The sequence below is a fragment of the Bacillus sp. 37MA genome (assembly GCF_000372765.1).
GTDB lineage: Bacteria > Bacillota > Bacilli > Bacillales > Domibacillaceae > Domibacillus > Domibacillus aminovorans.
This window is the reverse complement of the sequence record NZ_KB889752.1, coordinates 2,779,188-2,800,393: the sequence shown is the minus strand read 5'-3', so window position 1 is coordinate 2,800,393 and position 21,206 is coordinate 2,779,188. Positions and strand designations below refer to the sequence as shown.

Here is a 21,206-nt window from a genome sequence, read left to right as displayed (position 1 = left end):
GATTTTATCATGACGATGATTGAAAAGCGTAAATTAATGGATAAAGACGCACCGAACCGTTCGACAGCGATTGTGAATGGCCGGTCGTCAAATGTGTTGAACTGGGATGATGTGAAATTTGACTGGGCGTATCCAAAATATAAGCGGATGCTCGGAAATTTCTGGACTCCGTTTGAGATTAACATGGGGACGGATGTGAAGCAGTTTCCGGGTTTGACAGATTGTGAGCGGGAAGCATTTTTGAAAACGATTGGACTGCTTGCACTGCTTGATAGTATTCAGACGGATTATGCGGGGAAAGTAGCGGATTATTTAACAGATTCGAGCTTGCAGGCATTGATGATTATTTTGGCGCAGCAAGAAGTGATTCATAATCATAGCTATTCGTATGTTTTGTCGAGCTTGGTACCGAAATCGGAGCAAGATCGCGTGTTTGATTACTGGAGAAGTGAGCCTGTGCTTGAGAAGCGCAACGATTTTGTCATGAAAGGATACGAATCGTTTGTGGAACAGCCGACTGTGGAAAATATGCTTGAGTCGATTGTGTATGATGTGATTTTGGAAGGATTATTCTTTTATTCAGGCTTTGCGTTCTTTTATCATTTGGCACGCCACCAGAAAATGGTAGCGACGAGTACGATGATCAATTACATTAACCGCGACGAGCAGCTTCATGTTGATTTATTCGTGAAAATTTATCGTGAATTGCTGACGGAATATCCCGAGCTTGATACGGAGGAACGTGCAGCTGATGTGGAGGCGATTTTCCGAGAAGCAGCGGCGCTTGAAGTGGAATGGGCGCGCGAAGTGATCGGGGACAAGATTGATGGCCTCGATGTAGAAGATGTGGAGGCGTACATTTATTTTTACGCGAACGTGCGCTGTCAGCAGCTCGGATATGAAAAGCCATTCCCGGACTACCGGAAGAATCCATTAAAATGGATTAAAGCATACGAAGATGTAGACCTTGGCAAAACCGATTTCTTTGAACAGCGCTCACGTCAGTACGTAAAAGTTAATGTGCAGGATAATGGGTTTGACGAATTATAATAATTTTGACCGGTTTCCATTATGGAAGCCGTTTTTTTTGTGAGTAAACAGCGCATAATATCCCGATATAATCGTTAAATTTGACGTTGGAATAAGGATGAATTTAGCCGGAGTAAAAATAATTATTTTTTCTTTATTCATAAATTTTTTCCATATTATTCATGTTGGTTTGATATTTAATTCTTACACTGGCTAAAGATGCTATTTTAAAGGAGGAATTTTTATTTATGCGCAAGGAGCCTTTTTATTTACTTATTTTAGCCAGCAGTTTATTTGTCTCTACCCTCGTTTCCCCCACTTCACCTGCTCTGACAGTAGAAACACCAGCATCAGTAGAGTCTATGACCGCTTCGTCTATTATGATTACAGAAATTTTGCCGAAAAGCAAAAATGCGACCGGTACTTCAACTGATGCTTTTGAGTTCATTGAGCTTTACAACAACAGCAGTCAGCCGATTAAGTTGAAAAACTACAAATTAATTTACGGATATCCGAACGGGCGTACGACGGATTGGACATTTAAAGAAGAAAAGCAAATTGCACCGGGTAAAACAATGGTTGTCTGGGTAAAAAATGCTGCGAATTCTTCCTTGACATTGAATGAATTTAATACTGAATTCGGCACATCTCTTACGGAAAATCAATTTACATATATCGAATCAGATGGAATAGAGAACTCCGCTGAACGCACGCTTTCTGTATCGGATTTATCCAATAATGTTTTTTCAACTGCTGCATATATCAAAGACAATGTATCCGAAAATAAAGGCATTCAATACAAGCCAGGTGATGACGGCGAGAAGATGGTTATTTTAACCGCAGCAGAACCAGCAACCCCTGGAAAAGTAATGAAAGGCCAGATTCCTTCTAAATCCGTTGAGAAAGACGCAGTTGCCCCAATTATTACCCATACACCGGTTGAAAATACCTCCTCAGGAAACGATATTGTGATTCGAGCTGCGGTCAAGGATGAAACAAAAATTGACAATGTGAAAGTATATTACAAAGGAACAGAAAGCAAAAAATGGCTGAAGAAAGAGATGACCAAAGGGGAAGGCGATCAATTTGAAGCTGTGATCGGAAAGGAAGAACTTTTATCCGAAGAAGTCAAGTACCGTGTGGAAGCGTTTGACGGTCAAAATACGGCAAAAACAAAAGAATATACAGTCAGGGTGGAAGGAATGGATTATGATCCGCAGCAAGTGCCGTCCCTTCTTGTAACCGAGCTGGTTCCGGATTCGGAAGATGTAAACAGCCTCGATGGATATGAGTTTATTGAGGTGTACAATAACACGAATGAAGATGTGAATTTAAAGGATTATAAAATTCGTTATCGCTACCCTGCAGAAGGTTCGGAAGCTGATTTAATCTGGAAATCTGATAAAGAAGATGTTGTTTTACGGGCGGGTGAAACTATGGTGTACTGGATTATCAATGCGGGCAACCAAGATAAAACGGTCGAAGACTTTAATAAAGCATACGGCGTCAGTTTAACGGAAAATGTAAATATTGTGAAAGTACATTCGGACGGAATGGCGAACTCCAGCCACCGTGGCGTAGCCATTGTAATGAATACAGGGGAAGATATTTCGGCTGCATATTATTATGATGAACCAAATGTGGATGATACAGATGCAAACAAAGGAATTTTCTACACTTTCCCTCGCATGGCGGGTGAAAAAGAAATGAAGAAATACAGCAGTGCAACCGAAGATGCTACACCGGGAACAGTCGCATACGTACAGGTACCGTCTGTGAAGAGATCAGGCGTGTTTGATTCGATGGGGCCAATCGTAGAAGACTTAACCGAGACAGCTCCTATTTCTGCACGCCAAAATGTCACATTAACGTTTGATGTTACTGACGACCAGTCAGTCAAAACTGTCCGTCTTTTATACAAAACAGGAGAGGGAACTGAGTATACATCTGTTGATTTAACAAGAGATGAAGCAACCGGTTTGTTTTTTCATACGGTGTATTCACCTGATTTGCTTGGCAAAAAGAATCTGGACTATTATGTTCAAGTTTCTGACGGAACAAATGTGATTGAAACGGATCCAACAGGCATCCCTATTTTAAATGACAATATAGAAAAGACTGGATTAAATGTGGAGGATGGCTCGGTTTTAAGTAAAACCGCAACGATTAAAGCATTCGGAACCGATTCGCAGCTTTCAATTGACAATAAAGATGTGACAAGTAAAACGGAGCCAGCATTGTCGGCGCAGGTATACTTTGCGTTCGATGTCAAGAAAGTCAATTTGTATTTTAAAAATGGCATCACAATCGGTGACGAAACATTGCACATTTTCGATGACACGATCAATCAATATAAGACGATGACCGTGCCGGTAGACACCAATCAGTTTTCAATGGGGGAAGAAACAAAAATTTCGATTCGTGCGGGCACGAAAGTATCACCATTTGATACAAATTCAGAGGAAAACCGGGACGATTTTTACGTAAAAAATGTTCGCCTTGTCCTTGAAGATGGAACGACTTTATATGATCCCACGTACAGCAATGCTGCCCAGGAAATAAGCATTGGCGACGGCGGCAGTGCAAAGCCGGCGGTCGATTTTAGCTTTACATTGCCGGATCAATCATTTACGGCGAAAGCGTATAAGTGGGATACCCTGCAGACTTCAGAAGGGAAGCATGTGATTAAAGCGGATGCTGCTGTTCATACGGAGGCCGATGTCATTGTCGATAACAGTGCGCCGGTCATTACATCGTCGGTTGAAGAAGGAAAGGAATATAAAGGGGACTTTACAATTCAAGCAGAAGTCAAAGACGCTCATTATGATGTTGAAAACGTCACCGCTTCATTGGATGGAAAGGAAATAATACTGCCGCTGGAAACCTCTTCGGCTAAAATGGCTGCCGGCCCCCATACCGTCGAGTTTACAGCAGTAGACCGTGCTGGAAATAAAGCGGGAAAATCCATTTCGTTTACGGTTGTAGAAGAAAAGCCGTATGAACCTAAACTAACGTCACCGGCGAACGGATTGGAAAATGTTAATCCGAATAACGCAAAGCTTCAAGTAAAGGTAACCGATCCGACAAAAGACAGCCTGAATGTTGATTTTTACCGTGGTTTTGAGTACGGGGCAGCTGATGCAGAAGTCAATGTTTATGAAAACAGTGCCGACCGTGAGCCGCCAGCACAAATTTCGCCAGCAGATGAAACAACCGTAACGGAAAAAGTGAAACTGGCAAAAGCAGATGGAGAATATATTGAAACCTCTTCAATGGAAAAATTTCCGTACCATCGCTTTGAAGTAGCCATTGATCAAAAAGTCGATGCAAATGATGAAATTAAAATGAATTGGGAAGGAAAATCACTCATCGGCCGGAGAGTGTCGATGTATGTATGGAATTATATAACAGCGAAGTGGGAGAGGCAGGAATGGAAAATCGCAAAGGACAGTCAAAACTTTACCCTCTCCGGCAGCGTGAAGGGCACCGATTATGTGAAGGACGGAAAAGTGCAGGTAATGGTACAGGATGAAATTGCCTCAACAACCGAGTTTGATTACTCCTTTATCTGGATGTCCGACACACAGTATTATTCAGAAAGCTATCCGCATATTTTTGACCGAATGACAAAATGGGTAGCGGAAAAAAAAGAAGCGATGAAATTAAAGTACGTATTCCATACAGGCGATCTTGTAGATGAAACAGATCAGCCGGTTCAATGGGAGCGTGCGGATACATTTATGCGGACGCTTGACAATGCATCGATCCCTTATGGCGTACTGGCGGGCAACCACGATGTAGGGCATAAAACAGGTGACTATAATGAATACAGCAAATATTTTGGCGAACACCGTTTTATGGGAAAAGAGTATTACGGAGAGTCGTATAAAAACAACCGCGGCCATTACGACTTAATTAGTTCAAATGGAAATGACTTTATCATGCTGTACATGGGCTGGGGTATAAACGATGAAGACATTGCTTGGCTGAATAAAGTGCTTGCCGAGCATCCGGACCGCAAAGCGATTCTCAACTTTCATGAATATTTGCTTGTTTCTGGGAACCGCAGCCCGATTGGCGACAAAGTATTCAATGAAGTCGTGAAGAAAAACATAAATGTCATAGCCGTCTTGTCAGGGCATTATCATGACAGTGAAACGCTCGTTGATGAAATTGATGATAATCAAGATGGCACACCGGACCGAAAAGTGTATCAAATGCTTGCTGATTACCAGGGCGGGCCTGAAGGAGGACAGGGTTTCCTTCGTTTAATGAAAGTAAATCCGATTGAAAACAAAATTTACATACAGACGTATTCGCCGTATTTGGACCAATACAATTATTACAATCCCGTGGATTATCCGGGCAAGGATGAGTTTACGATTGAAACCGATTTAACGCCGAAGGAAAAAGTCGTGGCGACAGATCTGTTTAACGTGGAAGTGTTCACGGATGAAAAAATCGGTTCACAAGCGAACATAAAAGACGGAGGTACAGCGAAAGCAAAATGGAAAAACCTTCAGCGGTCCACGCAGCACGGCTGGTATGTAGAAGTGAAGGATTCTTATGGAGGCGAGGTACGTTCAGACGTCTGGTCCTTTAAAACCGGATCTCAAGGAATCGGCGAAAGTAATAATGCTAGCAATGGGAATGGCAAAAGTGAAACGCCATCTCTTGTTGACAATGGTCCTGCTATTGATGGGACAGAAGACAGGATTAAAAAGGAGAAAATGCATGAACGGTGACGGCGGGACAGGAGGGAAGCATACAATGGACGCTTCCCAAAGAAGTAATCGTGCAATTGCAGAAGGAAGGACAAGAGAGTGTCACTGTCAAGATGAATGTACTGGATAAGAAAGAAGCGTCTCTTTCACCGGGCCTGGTATACAGCGATATACTCGATGTCACGATGAAAGCAGGCGCTTATGAAGAAAATGGGGCAATAAATAATAAAAACAGACCTAGGCGGAGCCTTCGTCTGTTTTTATCTTGGTCTATATGCTTTTGCTGCTTTTCGTTTGTTCAAATAATTTTTAATGAACGGATAAATAATCGGTCCATATTTAACGCCCATTTTCACAAGGTTTTTCAATGATCCAGTTGAACGTGCCATGCTGTTTCTCACCTTTCAGTTTATAGTGTTACTTCAAGTGTGCCCGACACGATGAATTGTTAAACATCACCACGGGAAAGCTGATATAATGAAGAACAATGAGAACTTCTAGGAAGGGTGTGCATGTATGACGCTTGAAGCGGGAACAATGGTTACATTAACAGTGAAAAATGAACAGGAGTACGGCTGGTTTTTAATGGACGAAGAGGAAAATGCCGTTCTTTTGCATCATAGTGAAGTGAGAGAGGGATTTGATCCGGACGAACCGGTTGACGTGTTTCTTTATCAAGATCATAGTGGGCGCCTGGCGGCAACGATGGATAAACCGCTGATGACACTCGGCGAGTATGCGTGGACGGAAGTCGTTGGAGAGGAAGTCAATAACCTTGGTGTGTTCGTTTCAATCGGCATTTCAAAAGACGCGCTCGTGTCAGAAGACGATTTGCCATATAAATATGAAGTGCGGCCGATCGAAGGCGACAAACTATATTGCACACTGAAGCTTGATAAAAATGGACGGCTGTTTGCGAAACCGGCGACAGAAGAAACGATTTGGGATATCGCCAAACGGGCAAACAAAACAGACTTAAATAAAGACTTTACCGGTATCGTGTATCGGACAGGAAAAGCAGGTTCGTGGATTATAACAGATGAACAACACCGAGCCTTTCTACATCCGACACAGCGTGAAGACGAGCCACGCGTTGGACAGGCGGTAGCAGGCCGTATTATTGATGTGCATGATGACGGTTCCATAAACGTATCACTGCTCGGCCGCCGTCACGAACGGCAACTGGACGATTCAGAGAAAGTGTACGAATACTTAATGAGCCGCAGTGGAAAAATGCCGTACTCCGATAAAAGTCTGCCGGAAGAAATTGAGAAGCGTTTCGGTATGAGCAAAGGAGCATTTAAACGTGCGCTTGGCAAGCTGATGAAAGAAGGCAAAGCCTATCAGGAAGATGGCTGGACATACGAGGGAACGAAGCCGACAATCGAATCGTAAGCAAATAAAACAAAAAGGTATCCGGATACTCCGGATACCTTTTTGTTTTATTCATGATCGTTTGACAGCTTTAATTTATGAATGAGCGCAAAGAAAAGGCTCAATAAAATGGCAATAACTGTAGCGAGTGCCATACCTTTTAGCTGCAAGTATCCCCAAGTAAATGTTGTACCAGACAAACCGATCACAAGCACAATGGTTGTTAAAATCATATTTGTTGTTTTCGAATAATCGACTTTTGATTCAACGAGCATCCGTAAACCAGAAACGGCGATAATGCCGAAAAGAAGTAATGAAATGCCACCCATCACGGCCGTTGGAATCGTTGAAATGAGTGCGGCTAGTTTGCCGAAAAACGATAAGAAAACCGCCATCACGGCTGCACCGCCGATGACCCACGTTGAATACACTTTCGTCAAAGCTAGAACGCCGATATTTTCGCCGTATGTCGTATTCGGTGTTGACCCGACAAAACCAGATAACACGGTTGAAATACCATTCCCGAACAAAGAAACACCGAGACCTGGTTTTTTCATTAAATCACGATCGACAATGTTTTGTGTGACGACAAGATGTCCAATGTGTTCAGCGATGACGACGAGTGCGGCGGGCGCAATGATGACAATGCTCGTCCAGTCAAATTCAGGCTGGTAAAAGTCAGGTAAAGCGAACCACTTGGCATCTCGTACTGGCTGCAAGTCCACCATGCCAAATAATGCTGCAATCACATAACCAGAGATAATCCCAATTAAGATAGGGATGATTTTCAAAAATCCGCGGAACATAACGTTACCGATAATCGTAATCGCAAGCGTCAGCATCGAGACAATAATCGTATTGCGGTCTGGTGACCAGTCTGCTGCGCCATCTGATGAGATGATACCGGCCATTCCCGCCGCAACCGGAACGAGCTCAAGCCCAATAACAGCTACGATTGCGCCCATTGCAGCGGGTGGAAAGACGACATCAATCCAGTCGCTGCCGGCCACTTTAATAATGCCAGCAACAACGATAAAGATGACTCCGACGATGATAAAACCACCGAGCGCCTGATTGTAGCTTCCATTCGCCATGACTAAAAAGACCGGTGATAAAAAAGCAAAGCTGGAACCGAGGTACGCCGGAATTTGCCCCCTGCAAAGGAAAATGTAAATGAGCGTACCGATTCCGTTCATTAATAAAATTGTCGCAGGATTCACACCGAACAAAATCGGTACAAGAACTGTTGACCCAAACATCGCGAATAAATGCTGAAGACTGAGCGGGATCAATGCCGGAATCGATGGCCGTTCATCAATTTGATAAGTACGCAAAAAAATACCTCCTATAAATAACATATAAAACGTAGCCATTATACTTCAAAAAGTGATCATCTGACTATCGATTGCGGAAAAAGACAGAATGAAGTAGTGTCGTGTGACATCATCTTGCTTTCTACAATAAAATGCATTTTTGGTCAAAAAAAGTGGCTTATATTTAAAAAGCGAATGAATAAATGAAAAATTAACAAAATGTTCGTAAATAAAAACAGCGTTGGAAACAGGCAATGTAAGCGGAAACAACGATGGTTTCATTGAAAAGATAGATGAACTGCCCTTGATATGTGCGCCATGTTATTTTATAATTCGGATATCAATAAAGTACAAAAAAGTACAAATTTTTTAAATTCCTAAAAATAACACGAATAAAGGAGAAAAACGATGACACGAGTGTATAATTTCTCAGCCGGTCCTTCTATGCTGCCTCTTGAAGTATTGGAAAAAGCGCAATCAGAACTTACAAATTACGCAGGTTCAGGTATGTCAGTTATGGAACTGAGCCACCGTTCAAAATGGTTTACAGATATCATTGAAACTGCGGAAGCGGTTCTTCGCAAGTTGATGAACATTCCGGATAACTACAAAGTGTTATTTCTTCAAGGTGGTGCGTCCCAGCAGTTCGCGATGATCCCAATGAATTTGTTTGCAGGCAGTAAAAAAGCAGATTACGTCAATACAGGATCATGGTCGGAAAAAGCGATTGAAGAAGCGCGAAAGTACGGGGAAGTTCGCGTCATTGCCTCTTCAAAAGACAAAAATTTCAGTTATATACCAGAAATTACAGCGGATATGATTGACGCAGAAGCAGATTATGTACATATTACGACGAATAACACAATTGAAGGAACAGTTTTTAATAATATTCCAGACACAGGAAATGTGCCACTCGTAGCAGACATGTCATCAAATATTTTGTCAGAAGAAATTGATGTGTCGAAATTTGCTCTTATTTATGCGGGTGCGCAAAAAAATATCGGTCCTGCCGGTTTAACGCTCGTCATTATTCGTGAAGATTTAATCGGTAAAGCAGGAGAATCCGTTCCCGTTATGCTTGATTACAAAACGCATTCAGAAAGCGGATCACTTTACAACACACCGCCGACATTTGGTGTTTATGTGGCGAAGCTTGTTTTTGAATGGTTGGAAGAGCGCGGCGGTATTGCAGCGATGGAAAAAATCAATCGTGATAAAGCGGCTCTTTTATACGATTACTTAGAAACATCTACATTCTTTCGTTCACCTGTACAAAAAGAAGACCGTTCACTCATGAACATTCCATTCGTATCTCCGAGCGATGAACTCGATGCGTTATTTGTGAAAGAAGCAAAAGCGGTCGGTCTTGAAACATTAAAAGGGCACCGTTCTGTCGGTGGTATGCGTGCAAGTGTGTACAATGCGCTTCCAGTTGCAGGTGTAGAGGCGCTCGTTGCATTTATGAAAGAATTCGAACAGACTCATTCAATAGAAGAAGGGAAGTAAAAACGTGTATACGATTAAAACAATGAATAATATTGCCGATGTCGGTCTAAACGTGTTTGAAAATGCGAACAACTTTCAAGTAAACGATGAAACGAACAGCCCAGATGGTATTTTGCTTCGCAGTGCGAACTTGCATGATACAGTGCTTGATCACAATGTAAAAGCAATTGCTCGTGCCGGTGCTGGTGTGAACAACATTCCGGTTCAAGAATATACAGAGCGAGGCATCGTCGTGTTCAATACGCCAGGTGCGAATGCAAATGCCGTGAAAGAATTAATTTTGACAACGATCATGGCTGTTTCCCGTAATTTATTTGACGGTGTAAACTGGACGAGAGAATTAAAAGGACAAGGCGATGAGATCCCGAAACTTGTGGAAGCAGGCAAAAAGCAATTCGTCGGCCGCGAAGTGAAAGGAAAAACACTTGGTGTTATCGGTCTCGGTCATATCGGTGCACTCGTTGCGAACAATGCACTTGACCTTGATATGGATGTGATTGGGTTTGATCCGTTCATTTCTGTTGATACAGCATGGAACTTATCACGCAAAGTACAGCGTGCTTTAACGATTGAGCAGCTATTTGCAGCGAGTGATTACATTACTGTTCACGTGCCGCTTACAGACGATACACGCGGAATGTTCAATAAAGAAGCATGTAAAACAATGAAAAATGGCGCATGTATTTTGAATTTCTCACGCGGCGAACTCGTCAATGAGGAAGATTTGCGTGCAGCGCTTGAAAGCGGAAAAGTGGGCAAATACATTACAGACTTCCCGAATGAAAATGTATTGGGCATGAAGAATGTAATTCCGACACCGCATCTTGGTGCATCAACAGCTGAATCAGAAGAAAACTGTGCGTTGATGGCTGCCCTTCAGATGAAAGATTATCTAGAAACCGGCAACATTAAAAACTCAGTCAACTTCGGTAACATTGAAATTCCGTTCACAGGAAACCGCCGTGTATCCGTTGCACACAAAAACGTGCCGAATATGGTTGGTCAAATTACAGGTGCATTGTCTGAGTACAGCTTGAACATTGCGGACATGGTCAACCGTAGTAAAGGTAATTACGCGTATACATTGATTGATATCGATAATCAAGTAAACGGTGAAGTGATCCCGAGTTTAACGGAAAAATTATTAAGTATTCCAGATGTTATTTTAGCCCGTATTATTTAATAAAACGAACGGTCCTGAATTCATTTTCAGGGCTGTTTTTTTATGCGTAAAATAAGAAGAAAAATATTGAAAATGTTGAAAAAAAGTGAAACTAATTTTCGTGTTTAGAGGTATGATAGAAAGAAGACTAAGAGAATGGGGGAGTCATCGTGAACAATTGGAAAAAGATGATGGCAGCAGCCGTCAGTGCCGCGCTCGTCATACCGGGGGCCGCATTTGCTGAAACACCGGCTGAACAAAAAGAGGCGCAGTATAAAGCGGCACAGCAAGATCAGAAAATGACCGATTCGCGGACACTTGTCATTAAATATTCAAAAGCGCTGCCAAAAAGTGTACATAAAAAAGCAGGTGTCGCAATTATCAAACGTCTGCCTTCCCTTGGGTATGATGTCGTTCAAATTCCGAAATCAAAGAAATTAAGTGACGTACTCAGCGTTTATAAAACGCGTTCCGAAATTGTCGCGATTACGCCTAGTGTGCAATATAAACGATTGGCTGCTACACCGGATCCGAAAAAAAGCAAAATGAATCACCTAGCACTTTTAAATATGGACAAGGCACTTCTATACGCCGGTAAAAATGATGTAACGATAGCCGTTGTGGATGGTGGCGTTGATTATAAGCACCCTGATTTAAAAGCAAATTTACTTGCGCCATACAATGCGGCCGAGCCAGCTCGAAACCCGGTTCGTGATTTGCATGGGACGCACGTTGCCGGCATTATTGCGTCTGTAAAAGATAACGGGATCGGAGGCTATGGTGTATTCCCAAATGCAAAAATCTTGCCAGTTGATGTCTTCAATGGCAGTATGGGTGCATATGATTACACGATTGCAGAGGGCATCGTCTACTCCGTTGATAAAGGAGCCGACGTCATTAATTTAAGTCTTGGCGGCTTTATGCCATCACCGCTCATCGAGGAAGCGGTTCAATATGCGATTGATTCGGGTGCCGTTGTCGTTGCAGCAGCGGGGAATGAATCAACAGATGAATACGCGTATCCGGCAGCATATCCTGGCGTGATCAGCGTCGGCAATGTTGATGGAGGCAAAAAGCTGTCTGACAGTTCCAACTATGGCGCATCGGTTGATGTGGTGGCACCAGGTGAAAATATTTACAGCACAGCTTATGGCTCAGAATCAGGGTCTAAATTTGCCCGGTTGACGGGTACGTCAATGGCTTCACCAGTTGTAGCCGCAGCAGCCGGTTTATTAAAATCGAAATACCCCGATTTAACGGCTTTTGAGATTGAATATATTTTAGAACAGACGGCGACTGATCTTGGCGAAAAAGGTTATGATTTAACGTACGGTAACGGGTTAATTAATCCGCTCAATGCGTTGAAATTTGATATAAGGCAACTGCCAGATCGTCCTAATGAATCGGGAGAAGAATTGCTTCAAACAGCGAAAGAAGTGACATCGAGTAAACAGACATTTACAGGTGCGTTTACATCACCCGGTACAATGCATTGGTATAAAGCGGATCTGGCAGAAGGCGAGCATGTCCAGACGGTGCTGAACGGAAGTGACAGCTACGATTATGCGATGGAATTGTATTTTGTGCCGGAAGATGGGGAGCCGGAATATGTACGTGATGTAAATGCAACGCGCGCAGGTAAACAGGAAGGTAACTTATTTACGGCAGTAGAATCAGGTACATTGTTAATAGGTGTAAAAGATTCAAACGGCAATTACAGTGCATCAGGTAAGTCATCGTTCACATTGACGGCGGAAAAAGTAGAGCCAATTACACCGGACGAGACATCAGAAGAAAATCCAATTGCGATTACGTCACTTCCATTTGTGAAAAATGATTTTACGCTGTATACCAATGAAGAAGAAGCACCGGATACAGATTATTTTACGCTGTCTGTTGATGAGCCAAAATTGTTGTCTGTCTCGATTTCAGGACTGCCAGGTGTTGATTTTGCGGTCTCGGCTTCCATAGCTGAAGAAAGTGAAGGTGAGACAGGCTATTACGATGTTGCATACGCGAACAACGGCGCCACTAATGAAGGTGAGACATTGTCATTCCAGGCTATACCTGGAGTCAATTACCATATTAATGTGACGAATGCTACATTTGGTAATGATTTACTTGGAGGATCAATACTTGATTTACTATCGATGGATATTGATGAGGTGAGTGAAGGTTCGTATAGTTCATCTGCTTATCCGTATACGATGAAAGTGGAAGAACGTGAAATACCGGCAGACGAAGATGGATTGCCGATAGAAGCCACACTTGAAGATGAGCTATTAAATAAAGAGATTTCGCCAAGTGAATATGGTGAAATGAAAGAAGATTCATTGATTAACGAAGAAGAAGGCGAAGAAGACAATTATGATACAGTCATTATGGAAAAAGCTATACCTTATACAATCGGTCAGGATAAAAAAGGCTATTTTCAGATGGAGTATGATGAAGATTATTACCGTTTAACGCCTTCAGAGGACGGCATTTACCAATTTTCGATCAATGAAGGCAACAGCCAGCTTGCATCGATGACGTTCATGGAATATGACGAAGAGACAGAGTCACTTGTGCCTGTGTACGGCAGCGGCGGCGAAATGGACTTACTGATGAGCTTACTTGGTGGAATGGATAGTTCATCGAAACTAAATATTGCCTTGAAAAAAGGAACGACATACGTTGTACAATTGACGAATAATTTATATAATATTTCAGCAGATCCATATACGCTTAATTCAAAGAAAGTCGCAAACGTACCGGCAGAAATGGATAACGATCAAAACGTACCGGAAGAAGGGCTTGATATTACGGCTGGAAAATCGTATGAAAACTACTTCATACAAGCTGGTGATACCGATTATTACTATTTCAGGAATGACGGAAAAGCACGTATTTATACGCTTGATATTCTATCATCTGCGCTTACAACTGCTCAAAAAGCAGGTATTCCATATGAACTGCGTCAGGAACACATTTTCAGCGGCGCAATTGTGGAAGATACGAATGGGGATAAGGTGATGGATCCAGATGAAATGGAACGGGCTGCTACATTTGGTCCTGATCTGTTATCATTTATTATTGAACCGGAAGTGAATACGTCATTTGCGGCGAAAGAAGAGACGGGATATTTTATAGAAGTTAATTCATTCCTGGCAACGGGCCCAAGCCTGCAACCGTATGAAATAAAAGTCGGCGCGACATATAATCAGTTTGCAGACGGCGATGCGAAAGTCGTCAATCATGTACCGACGAAGCCGCTTGCGCTGAAAACAGTGAATGGCCAATTTGGGGCGCATGGTTACTTTAACGCGGGCGTTCCATTCGGCGACACAGACCATTTCTTGCTGAACATAACGAAAGAAGGAACGATCTCGCTTTCCTTCACAGCCGGACAAAACTTGGATGGTATTGTGGAAGTGTATGATGAGAAAGGAAAACTCGTCGCCACGTTTGACCGCTACGGCCAGAACGACGAAGAAATCGGTACACTGAAGCTCGGGAAAGGGAAGTATTTTATCGAACTGAGCGAAGCAAACGGTACAGCTTCTACTGCACCATATGAATTAATTGTGAAAAAATAAAAAGCAGCCGCTGATCACACGTTGATCGGCGGCTTTTTTGTTGTTGTGAGCGTGATGGAATTGTGCGCGAATCTAAAAAACGAACTGCTGCTGCAGTTCGTTTCATTCTATCTATTACTTAATATTTTTGTTGGCGAGTAGCAGTCCGATCGAGTTGTTTTGTTTCCAGATAGAAGAGAAGTAGACGAGTGGGACAGGTTGATTGCCAACGTAAGGTGAGACTTCAATTGTTAACCCAGGCTTTTGCTCAGACTGGATAAACCAATCGGTGTAGCCGCCGCCACTCGGATTCGACTGTGGTGCGACGAGGCTGTAGCCGGTTTTACTGCTCACTTTTTTTGCGATCGCATAATCTCGTGTTTTCTGAGCCCCGGACTGGTGAAAGTGCCAGTAAATAATTTGACCCGAGCTGTGATACGCTGCGCTTGCTTTGAAAGAATGAGCAAGTGTAAAGTCATACATTGCTTTTGCTTCGGGCTCACTTAATGCTTTCGGTCCTTTATAATTTTGTGACGATGGTTTGCCCGGATCACAGCAAATCGTCGACCATGCCGCTGGATATTGACGATTCAAATCAACGCCGCGTACATTGGCTTTCCATGCGGAAAAATTTGTTTTACCGCCATTTATTTTCACAACGGATGCTTTGTTTATCGCACTGCCTGCACCGAGCTGAACGAGTGAGACGCCGTCCGGATTTACCATCGGTACGAAATAAATGGACGATTTTTTTAAGATATTCTGAACAGAATAGCCATTCATTTCTCCGTTTGTTTTAAACAGATACGCGTATTGGTCAGCCATCTCCATGATGACATTCGTTGTAATATGTTCACGTGCATGATGAGAAGCATTCACCATTACTTCTTCTTTTCCTGTACCAAGTTTTAATGCGTACAAATCACGGCCGTCTACCGACTTGCCGATCGTCTCCAGTGATGCGATGTCAGGGTGCCATAGTACGAGCTCTTTTAAATCTTTCTCCATCTGACTATACGTGATCGTCTTAAATGGATTCACGTAGTTGCCTGTATACAACGTAACATCCGATTTACGTACATAAGCGGTGCGGCCGCCAATATCGATAATGTAATAATCTCGGTAGGTAGCAAGCGTTTCAAATAGGACACCTGATTGGAGGCGGGCCATCGATGTTAATATCCCGTTTTTCGAATAAAGTAAATCCGTCGTTTTTCGTGTCATCGCACGGTTTTTATACGTTCCGCCTGGCTGGACACCTCCGGCAAGTACCGCCTCATTTAAAAATATAACGTCTGTTTCTTTTACATAGCCGGTCGTGTTGCCAAACGTAAATGCAACGTAGCCATTTTCAGTGCTGTTCTTTTCCCATACCTCACCTGTTAAAAGACGACCTATTTTCACCAATTCTCCGTTTTGCTTTTTAAATAATTCGGCGTCAACCGCTAACTGAAAATAGTCACCAGAGGCAGGTGTTTCGGGACGCACGACAGAAACGTCACCCCCAGATAAAAATTCACGGGCGATAAATCCATTCACGCCTTGCCAAGTAATCCGAATCCGCTTTTCTTCTATACTGACAACACGGACATTCGTGTTAGCTGGGATGGGCGTTAATATGGCATCTTGTCCACCAGATGGTGGCGTATAAATGTTCGTGTCAGCAATTGTCAGCATGTAAGAAGCAGCACGGGGCATAAGTGGGAGTACAGAAACAGTGATTAAAACAGCGCTCAGTAGCAAAAAAGTCCACTTTTTCATGTTTTCCTCCAATGGTATGTTATTTGTTACCATTTTAACAGAATGATAGATAAGAAGGGGAAAACATGTAAAAAAAATACGCGTTCTGCTAGTAATGAAAGCAGAATGCGTATGGATTATGATAAAACGCCTATTAATATATATTTCATTTTATCTGTACGGGTTAAATCATTAAACGTCTTCTTTTTTACATGATCCGCATTAATCGGAGTAATAAACGGTCCGCGTTTCATTACTAATTCATGTGGATTAATGACGATTGCTTCGCCTGATTCAACGCCGTCGGTGACTTGAAAAACACCATCTACGGTTAAGTCTGTTTCAATGAGACGGCGTTCTAGTTTCCCTTGTGTGTTCATGATGACCGCATATGTTTTTTGATTGCTTTTTAAAATGGATGTGCCAGGAATCGTGACCGCTTCAAGTGCTTCTGCTGTGACAACATTCACATTAGCTTTCAAACCAGGATACAGGTCAGAAGATTCAATACCGCTTAGCTGTGCTGAAAACGGATATAAACTTTGTCGTTTTACAGATGGTTCTTCTTCAGGGTATTGACTGACGATGGCAAGCGATCCATCAAATTGTTCGGCTGTTGTATCAACAGTTACCTCAACGCGCTGACTCGTTGCTGCTTTTTGTACTTGCTTTTCATCAAATACACCTTCTACAGCCGGAACAGAAGAGTTAATGATCAGAAGCGGATTGTTCAAGCTCGAATCCACTTTTTTTACATAGCCTTCATTTGTACTTTTGACAATCAAATTACTTTTCTTTGCTTCTTGCGAGGAGATTAATTTGTCATATTTCTTTGTTTCTTCCCGCAGCTTTTGTTTCTCTGTTTCCTGCTGCAGAATTTCATTTTCAATCGTTGTGCTAGCGTCACCCGAGCTGATTATGGTCGTGTTGCTATCGCGATCGATTGTACTATTTGTATTCGTTGAAGTCTGCCTGTTGCTTTCTTTCCTCTCGGCTTGTGACAATAACACGCGCAGTTGGCTTAATTGATTGTCGATGAGTGAAATTTGCTGCTGCGTCTGTTCTTTTTCTGCCGTTAAACGGTCGATTTCTTCATCGATGTCTGTTGATGAATATTCAAACAATGAAGTACCCGGTTGAATGGCATCGCCTTCTTTTACGAGCACTTGTTTGAGTGAACCAATACTTTCATCAAAGTAGATTGGATATTCATCGGACGGTACGACAACGCCTTCTGTTGAAAATGATTGGACAACATCACCTGTTGATGCCCGGTCCCACTCATGGAGCCATTCTGTACGGTCTGCTTTGCTGCCTTCTTTAAATGTTAAGTATAAGTTTCCTGCAATAACGACAGCACTCGCTGCGAGCCATACTTGTTTTCTTATTTTTTTCAATGCGTTCACCTCTTTCCATTAAAACAAATTCTCGACATGAATGGATGTGAATAATGTCGATAAAATCCAGAATACGAGCCCCATTAAGAAGACCATGAGAAAAACGAAGGGGGCTCCTTTCGCTTCAGAGGTACGAAGAAAGCGATACTGGATTACGAGAATCCATACTTGGAAAATCGTAATAAAGCTGAAGAAGCGGATGGCAATGACATTCTCCGTTGCATACTGGGCGACAACACCAAGTGAGAAAGGAGAGGAATCACGTGGGATCGAGAAAAACACGTTCCACGCAATTAAAAGCGCATATTCAATTAAATAAATGGTTAAGACGATACATTGCAAGCCGACTAATTTTTTAAAGTCAATTTCAAGAAATGTCCAGAATAACAACGCCGGAATGAAAATGAAAAACAATGGAAATAACAGCCCCCATAAACCTGAGCCCGCTGCAAAAAGCACTTTTAGCCATTCATATGTAGACGTATCGGATTCGGCCATATAAGTGGAGACACTCTCACCTTGTATGCCGAGATAACCGGCAAGCAGCGATAAGAGAACACTGCCTAAAAGTAACAGTGAAAATTTTGTCCATAAACCGCGAATTTTCTCGGCTTGAGATAGCTGATAAAGTTGATCAGTAGAGCGAAACAGCCCTTTAAAAAGCTGAAGCCGGTAAGCCATCTTAAAATCTCCCATCAAATAGAATAAACAAAACAAATATCATTCTATATTATATACAACTATGAACACATGAACCAATATAAATCATGATAACTGGTACATTTTAAATTATCCGAATTATTAATCAATTGAAATATTAATGTAACAAAACGAACATCCTAGTGTAATAGTCTTGAAATAGTAGAATGCTACAATCGATCCAGTGTTACAACTATTAGGGGGTAATGTATTCGTGAAAAAAATGGCAATGTCAATTTTAGCTGCATTGATGATCTTCTCAGCTTCTGCGGCTCAAGCAATGGCCGCTACTCACACAGTCCAAAAGGGAGAAACATTGTATAAAATTTCAAATCAATATAAAACGACAGTGGATCAATTGAAAGAATGGAATAACTTATCTTCTAATCTCATTAAAGTTGGTCAGAAGCTGACAATCGGTGAAACAGCGGCAGCAACAAGTACGCCAGCTCCAGCCGAAGAAAATAAAACAACAAATGCAGTAAAAGAAATTACCGTTAAAGCGACAGCCTATACAGCTTATTGCAACGGATGCTCAGGCATTACGGCAACAGGCATTAACTTAAAGAAAAACCCGAACGCGAAAGTAATCGCTGTTGACCCAAACATCATTCCACTCGGTACGAAAGTGTATGTAGAAGGATACGGGGAAGCCGTTGCCGGTGACAAAGGCGGCGCGATTAAAGGAAATAAAATTGATGTTCATATGCCAACGTCTCAAAAGGCAAAAAACTGGGGCGTTCGTACAGTGAAAGTACAAATTTTAAAATAAATTTTTTGAAGGAGGCTGAATAAAAGTCTTCTTTTTCTTTTGCTAATATCCGGTATATTTCAATTATATGACAAATTCGAGATAAATACTTACTTGTAACAGTTATGTCATATTTACACATCTAACCGTAACCTCCTTTTAAAATCATTACGCTCCTAGGCGTGTTACAATAAATCTCGTTAGCGGAAAACGCAGCAGAGCGTTAAGCGCTTTTACATATAGAAGGATCAAGGGCTAAAAGAGCGACGTCCTGTCGTATCCAACTAATGCCTTTATGACCCACACATGTGAGTCTTGCAGTTGTCCCTACAGTCACGGAGAGGTACTAACCAAATTCTTGCGTACGCATGCTCGACATGTCGGCAGGAACAATCCAGGAGGTTTTCCTATGATGAAGAAACAAATGATGGCACTTGCAGCAACGACAGTAATTGGTGGGAGCCTATTCGGCACCGCTGCATCAGCTAGCACATATACAATACAGCCAGGCGATACACTCTGGGGCATTTCACAAAAGAATGGTACGACAGTTGATCAATTAAAAGCAGCAAACGGTCTCTCGTCCGATATGATCTATGCAGGCGATACCATTTCAACAACAGGCTCAAGCAATTCAACATCAGCTTCTTCTAACAACGGTACATACACAGTTAAAGCAGGCGATACATTATTTAAAATTGCATCGGCACACGGCATTTCAGTGAATTCATTGAAATCAATCAATGGTCTCTCATCGGATAGAATTTACCCAGGTGACGTTCTTTCAACGAATGGAAGTGCAGCACCGACAGCCGCAGCTTCAGCACCAGTGGCACAAACGCAGCAGGCGGCTAAACCTGCTCAAACAACATCTGCACCACAAGGCAATACAATCGCAATGAAAGCAACAGCCTATACAGCTGATTGCGCAGGCTGCTCAGGGGTTACAGCGACAGGTATCGATCTTCGCAATGACCGCAGCAAAAAAGTCGTCGCCGTTGACCCGAATGTGATTCCATTAGGTTCACGCGTATACGTTGAGGGATATGGTGAAGCGATTGCCGGCGATACTGGCGGCGCGATCAAAGGAAATAGAATTGACCTTCACGTAGCAACAACAGATGCAGCAACCAGCTGGGGTGTACGTACTGTAAACGTCACAATTTTGGACTAACAAATAAATACATGGTGAAAGATGCCTTCCCTCGTTGGGAAGGCGTTTTTTGTATGCACATTCATCGATTTTTAAGCAAGTGCTGTATATAATAATAGAAAGAAGAAATGAGGAATGACATTGAAACGCTATAAACAATTGGCGGAAAGTGTACGGTTTCGGAGGAAAAGCGGGATGTGGGAGCCAATTATACATGACGGGCAGCTGCTGTATGGAGGAGAAGGACGAAGTGCTGTTGTGTACCGTATTCAAGGAACGGATAAAGCATTAAAAGTCTTCTATCCCGATAAAGTGTATATTGCAAAAGAAGAAGCTGAGATTTATCGACTGTTATCCGGCTTGCCAAACTATCCAGAGCTTCATGAATCGGGCGACACGTATATTGTCATTGACTGGATCGATGGGAAAACATTATTTCAATGTTTGGAAGAAGGGATTGATATTTCAGGAGAACTTGTCCAGGAAGCAGATCTGGCACTGCAAGCTGCGCGAAAAAGAGGATTGAATCCATCTGATGTCCATTTGCGAAATATTATGATCACAGAAGAGGGAAGAATCGCGCTTATTGATGTCGCTAGGTTCCGGCAGACGAAAGATTGCATGAATTGGGAAGATATTAAAAATGCGTATACTCATTTTTATACGAAGCCGTTTTTTCCAAAGCGAATGCCGAAGTGGCTGCTGAATATGATCGGTATCATGTATAAAAAACGGCTTCTGCCTGTTCATCGGAAAAAAAACGAAATCATTCAACATCTTTAAAAAACCGCAGAGACGAGT

At 42.3% G+C, this 21,206-nt stretch carries 14 protein-coding genes; 9 read left to right on the top strand and 5 right to left on the bottom strand.

Annotated elements, in window-relative coordinates; genetic code table 11:
- Positions 1-9 precede the first annotated feature (9 nt).
- Entirely contained in the window at positions 10-1,050 is a 1,041-nt protein-coding gene (locus A3M5_RS0115505) for a ribonucleotide-diphosphate reductase subunit beta (RefSeq protein ID WP_018394696.1), read from the top strand.
- A gap of 227 nt (positions 1,051-1,277) precedes the next feature.
- Entirely contained in the window at positions 1,278-5,774 is a 4,497-nt protein-coding gene (locus A3M5_RS23130) for a lamin tail domain-containing metallophosphoesterase family protein (RefSeq protein WP_018394694.1), read from the top strand.
- 239 nt (positions 5,775-6,013) lie between these two features.
- Here A3M5_RS23130 and yxzF read toward each other — a convergent pair whose 3' ends face one another.
- Positions 6,014-6,142 carry a small protein YxzF gene (gene yxzF / locus A3M5_RS26480; RefSeq protein ID WP_269765903.1) on the bottom strand — a complete coding sequence of 43 codons (129 nt, stop codon included), beginning with the start codon at positions 6,140-6,142 and terminating at the stop codon, positions 6,014-6,016.
- A gap of 127 nt (positions 6,143-6,269) precedes the next feature.
- Between yxzF and A3M5_RS0115485 the strand changes: the two genes are divergently transcribed.
- Positions 6,270-7,148, top strand: a complete 879-nt coding sequence (locus tag A3M5_RS0115485; RefSeq protein WP_018394692.1) for a CvfB family protein — start codon at positions 6,270-6,272, stop codon at positions 7,146-7,148.
- A 47-nt stretch (positions 7,149-7,195) separates the two neighbouring features.
- Here the strand turns inward: A3M5_RS0115485 and uraA are convergent, their stop codons facing one another.
- A complete protein-coding gene (gene uraA, locus A3M5_RS0115480; protein WP_051080878.1) occupies positions 7,196-8,485 on the bottom strand; it encodes a uracil permease in 1,290 nt (429 codons plus the stop codon).
- 363 nt (positions 8,486-8,848) lie between these two features.
- On the opposite strand from uraA, the gene serC reads away from it, so the two are divergent.
- From serC to A3M5_RS0115465, 3 genes are all read left to right on the top strand, one after another.
- Entirely contained in the window at positions 8,849-9,946 is a 1,098-nt protein-coding gene (gene serC, locus A3M5_RS0115475) for a 3-phosphoserine/phosphohydroxythreonine transaminase (RefSeq protein WP_018394690.1), read from the top strand.
- A 22-nt stretch (positions 9,947-9,968) separates the two neighbouring features.
- Positions 9,969-11,129, top strand: a complete 1,161-nt coding sequence (locus A3M5_RS0115470; RefSeq protein ID WP_051080877.1) for a phosphoglycerate dehydrogenase — start codon at positions 9,969-9,971, stop codon at positions 11,127-11,129.
- 149 nt (positions 11,130-11,278) lie between these two features.
- A complete protein-coding gene (locus tag A3M5_RS0115465; protein ID WP_018394688.1) occupies positions 11,279-14,686 on the top strand; it encodes a S8 family peptidase in 3,408 nt (1,135 codons plus the stop codon).
- Positions 14,687-14,800: 114 nt separating this feature from the next.
- Here the strand turns inward: A3M5_RS0115465 and A3M5_RS23850 are convergent, their stop codons facing one another.
- The 3 genes from A3M5_RS23850 to A3M5_RS0115450 all read right to left on the bottom strand — a co-directional run bounded on the left by A3M5_RS23850 (position 14,801) and on the right by A3M5_RS0115450 (position 18,483).
- Positions 14,801-16,426 carry a M14 family metallopeptidase gene (locus A3M5_RS23850; protein WP_018394687.1) on the bottom strand — a complete coding sequence of 542 codons (1,626 nt, stop codon included), beginning with the start codon at positions 16,424-16,426 and terminating at the stop codon, positions 14,801-14,803.
- Between the two features lie 116 nt (positions 16,427-16,542).
- Positions 16,543-17,802: an efflux RND transporter periplasmic adaptor subunit gene (locus tag A3M5_RS0115455; protein WP_018394686.1), complete on the bottom strand. Its 1,260-nt coding sequence runs from the start codon at positions 17,800-17,802 to the stop codon at positions 16,543-16,545.
- A gap of 18 nt (positions 17,803-17,820) precedes the next feature.
- Positions 17,821-18,483, bottom strand: coding sequence for a hypothetical protein (locus tag A3M5_RS0115450; RefSeq protein WP_018394685.1), 663 nt, complete (start codon positions 18,481-18,483; stop codon positions 17,821-17,823).
- A 232-nt stretch (positions 18,484-18,715) separates the two neighbouring features.
- On the opposite strand from A3M5_RS0115450, the gene A3M5_RS0115445 reads away from it, so the two are divergent.
- The 3 genes from A3M5_RS0115445 (at position 18,716) to A3M5_RS0115435 (ending at position 21,188) form a co-directional block, all read left to right on the top strand.
- Complete coding sequence (locus A3M5_RS0115445; RefSeq protein WP_018394684.1) at positions 18,716-19,273, top strand: 3D domain-containing protein; 558 nt, start codon at positions 18,716-18,718, stop codon at positions 19,271-19,273.
- Positions 19,274-19,664: 391 nt separating this feature from the next.
- The gene (locus A3M5_RS0115440) at positions 19,665-20,426 is read left to right on the top strand and encodes a LysM peptidoglycan-binding and 3D domain-containing protein (RefSeq protein WP_026221754.1); all 762 of its coding nucleotides are present in this window, start codon (positions 19,665-19,667) and stop codon (positions 20,424-20,426) included.
- 114 nt (positions 20,427-20,540) lie between these two features.
- Positions 20,541-21,188, top strand: coding sequence for a hypothetical protein (locus A3M5_RS0115435; protein WP_018394682.1), 648 nt, complete (start codon positions 20,541-20,543; stop codon positions 21,186-21,188).
- Positions 21,189-21,206: the final 18 nt, after the last annotated feature.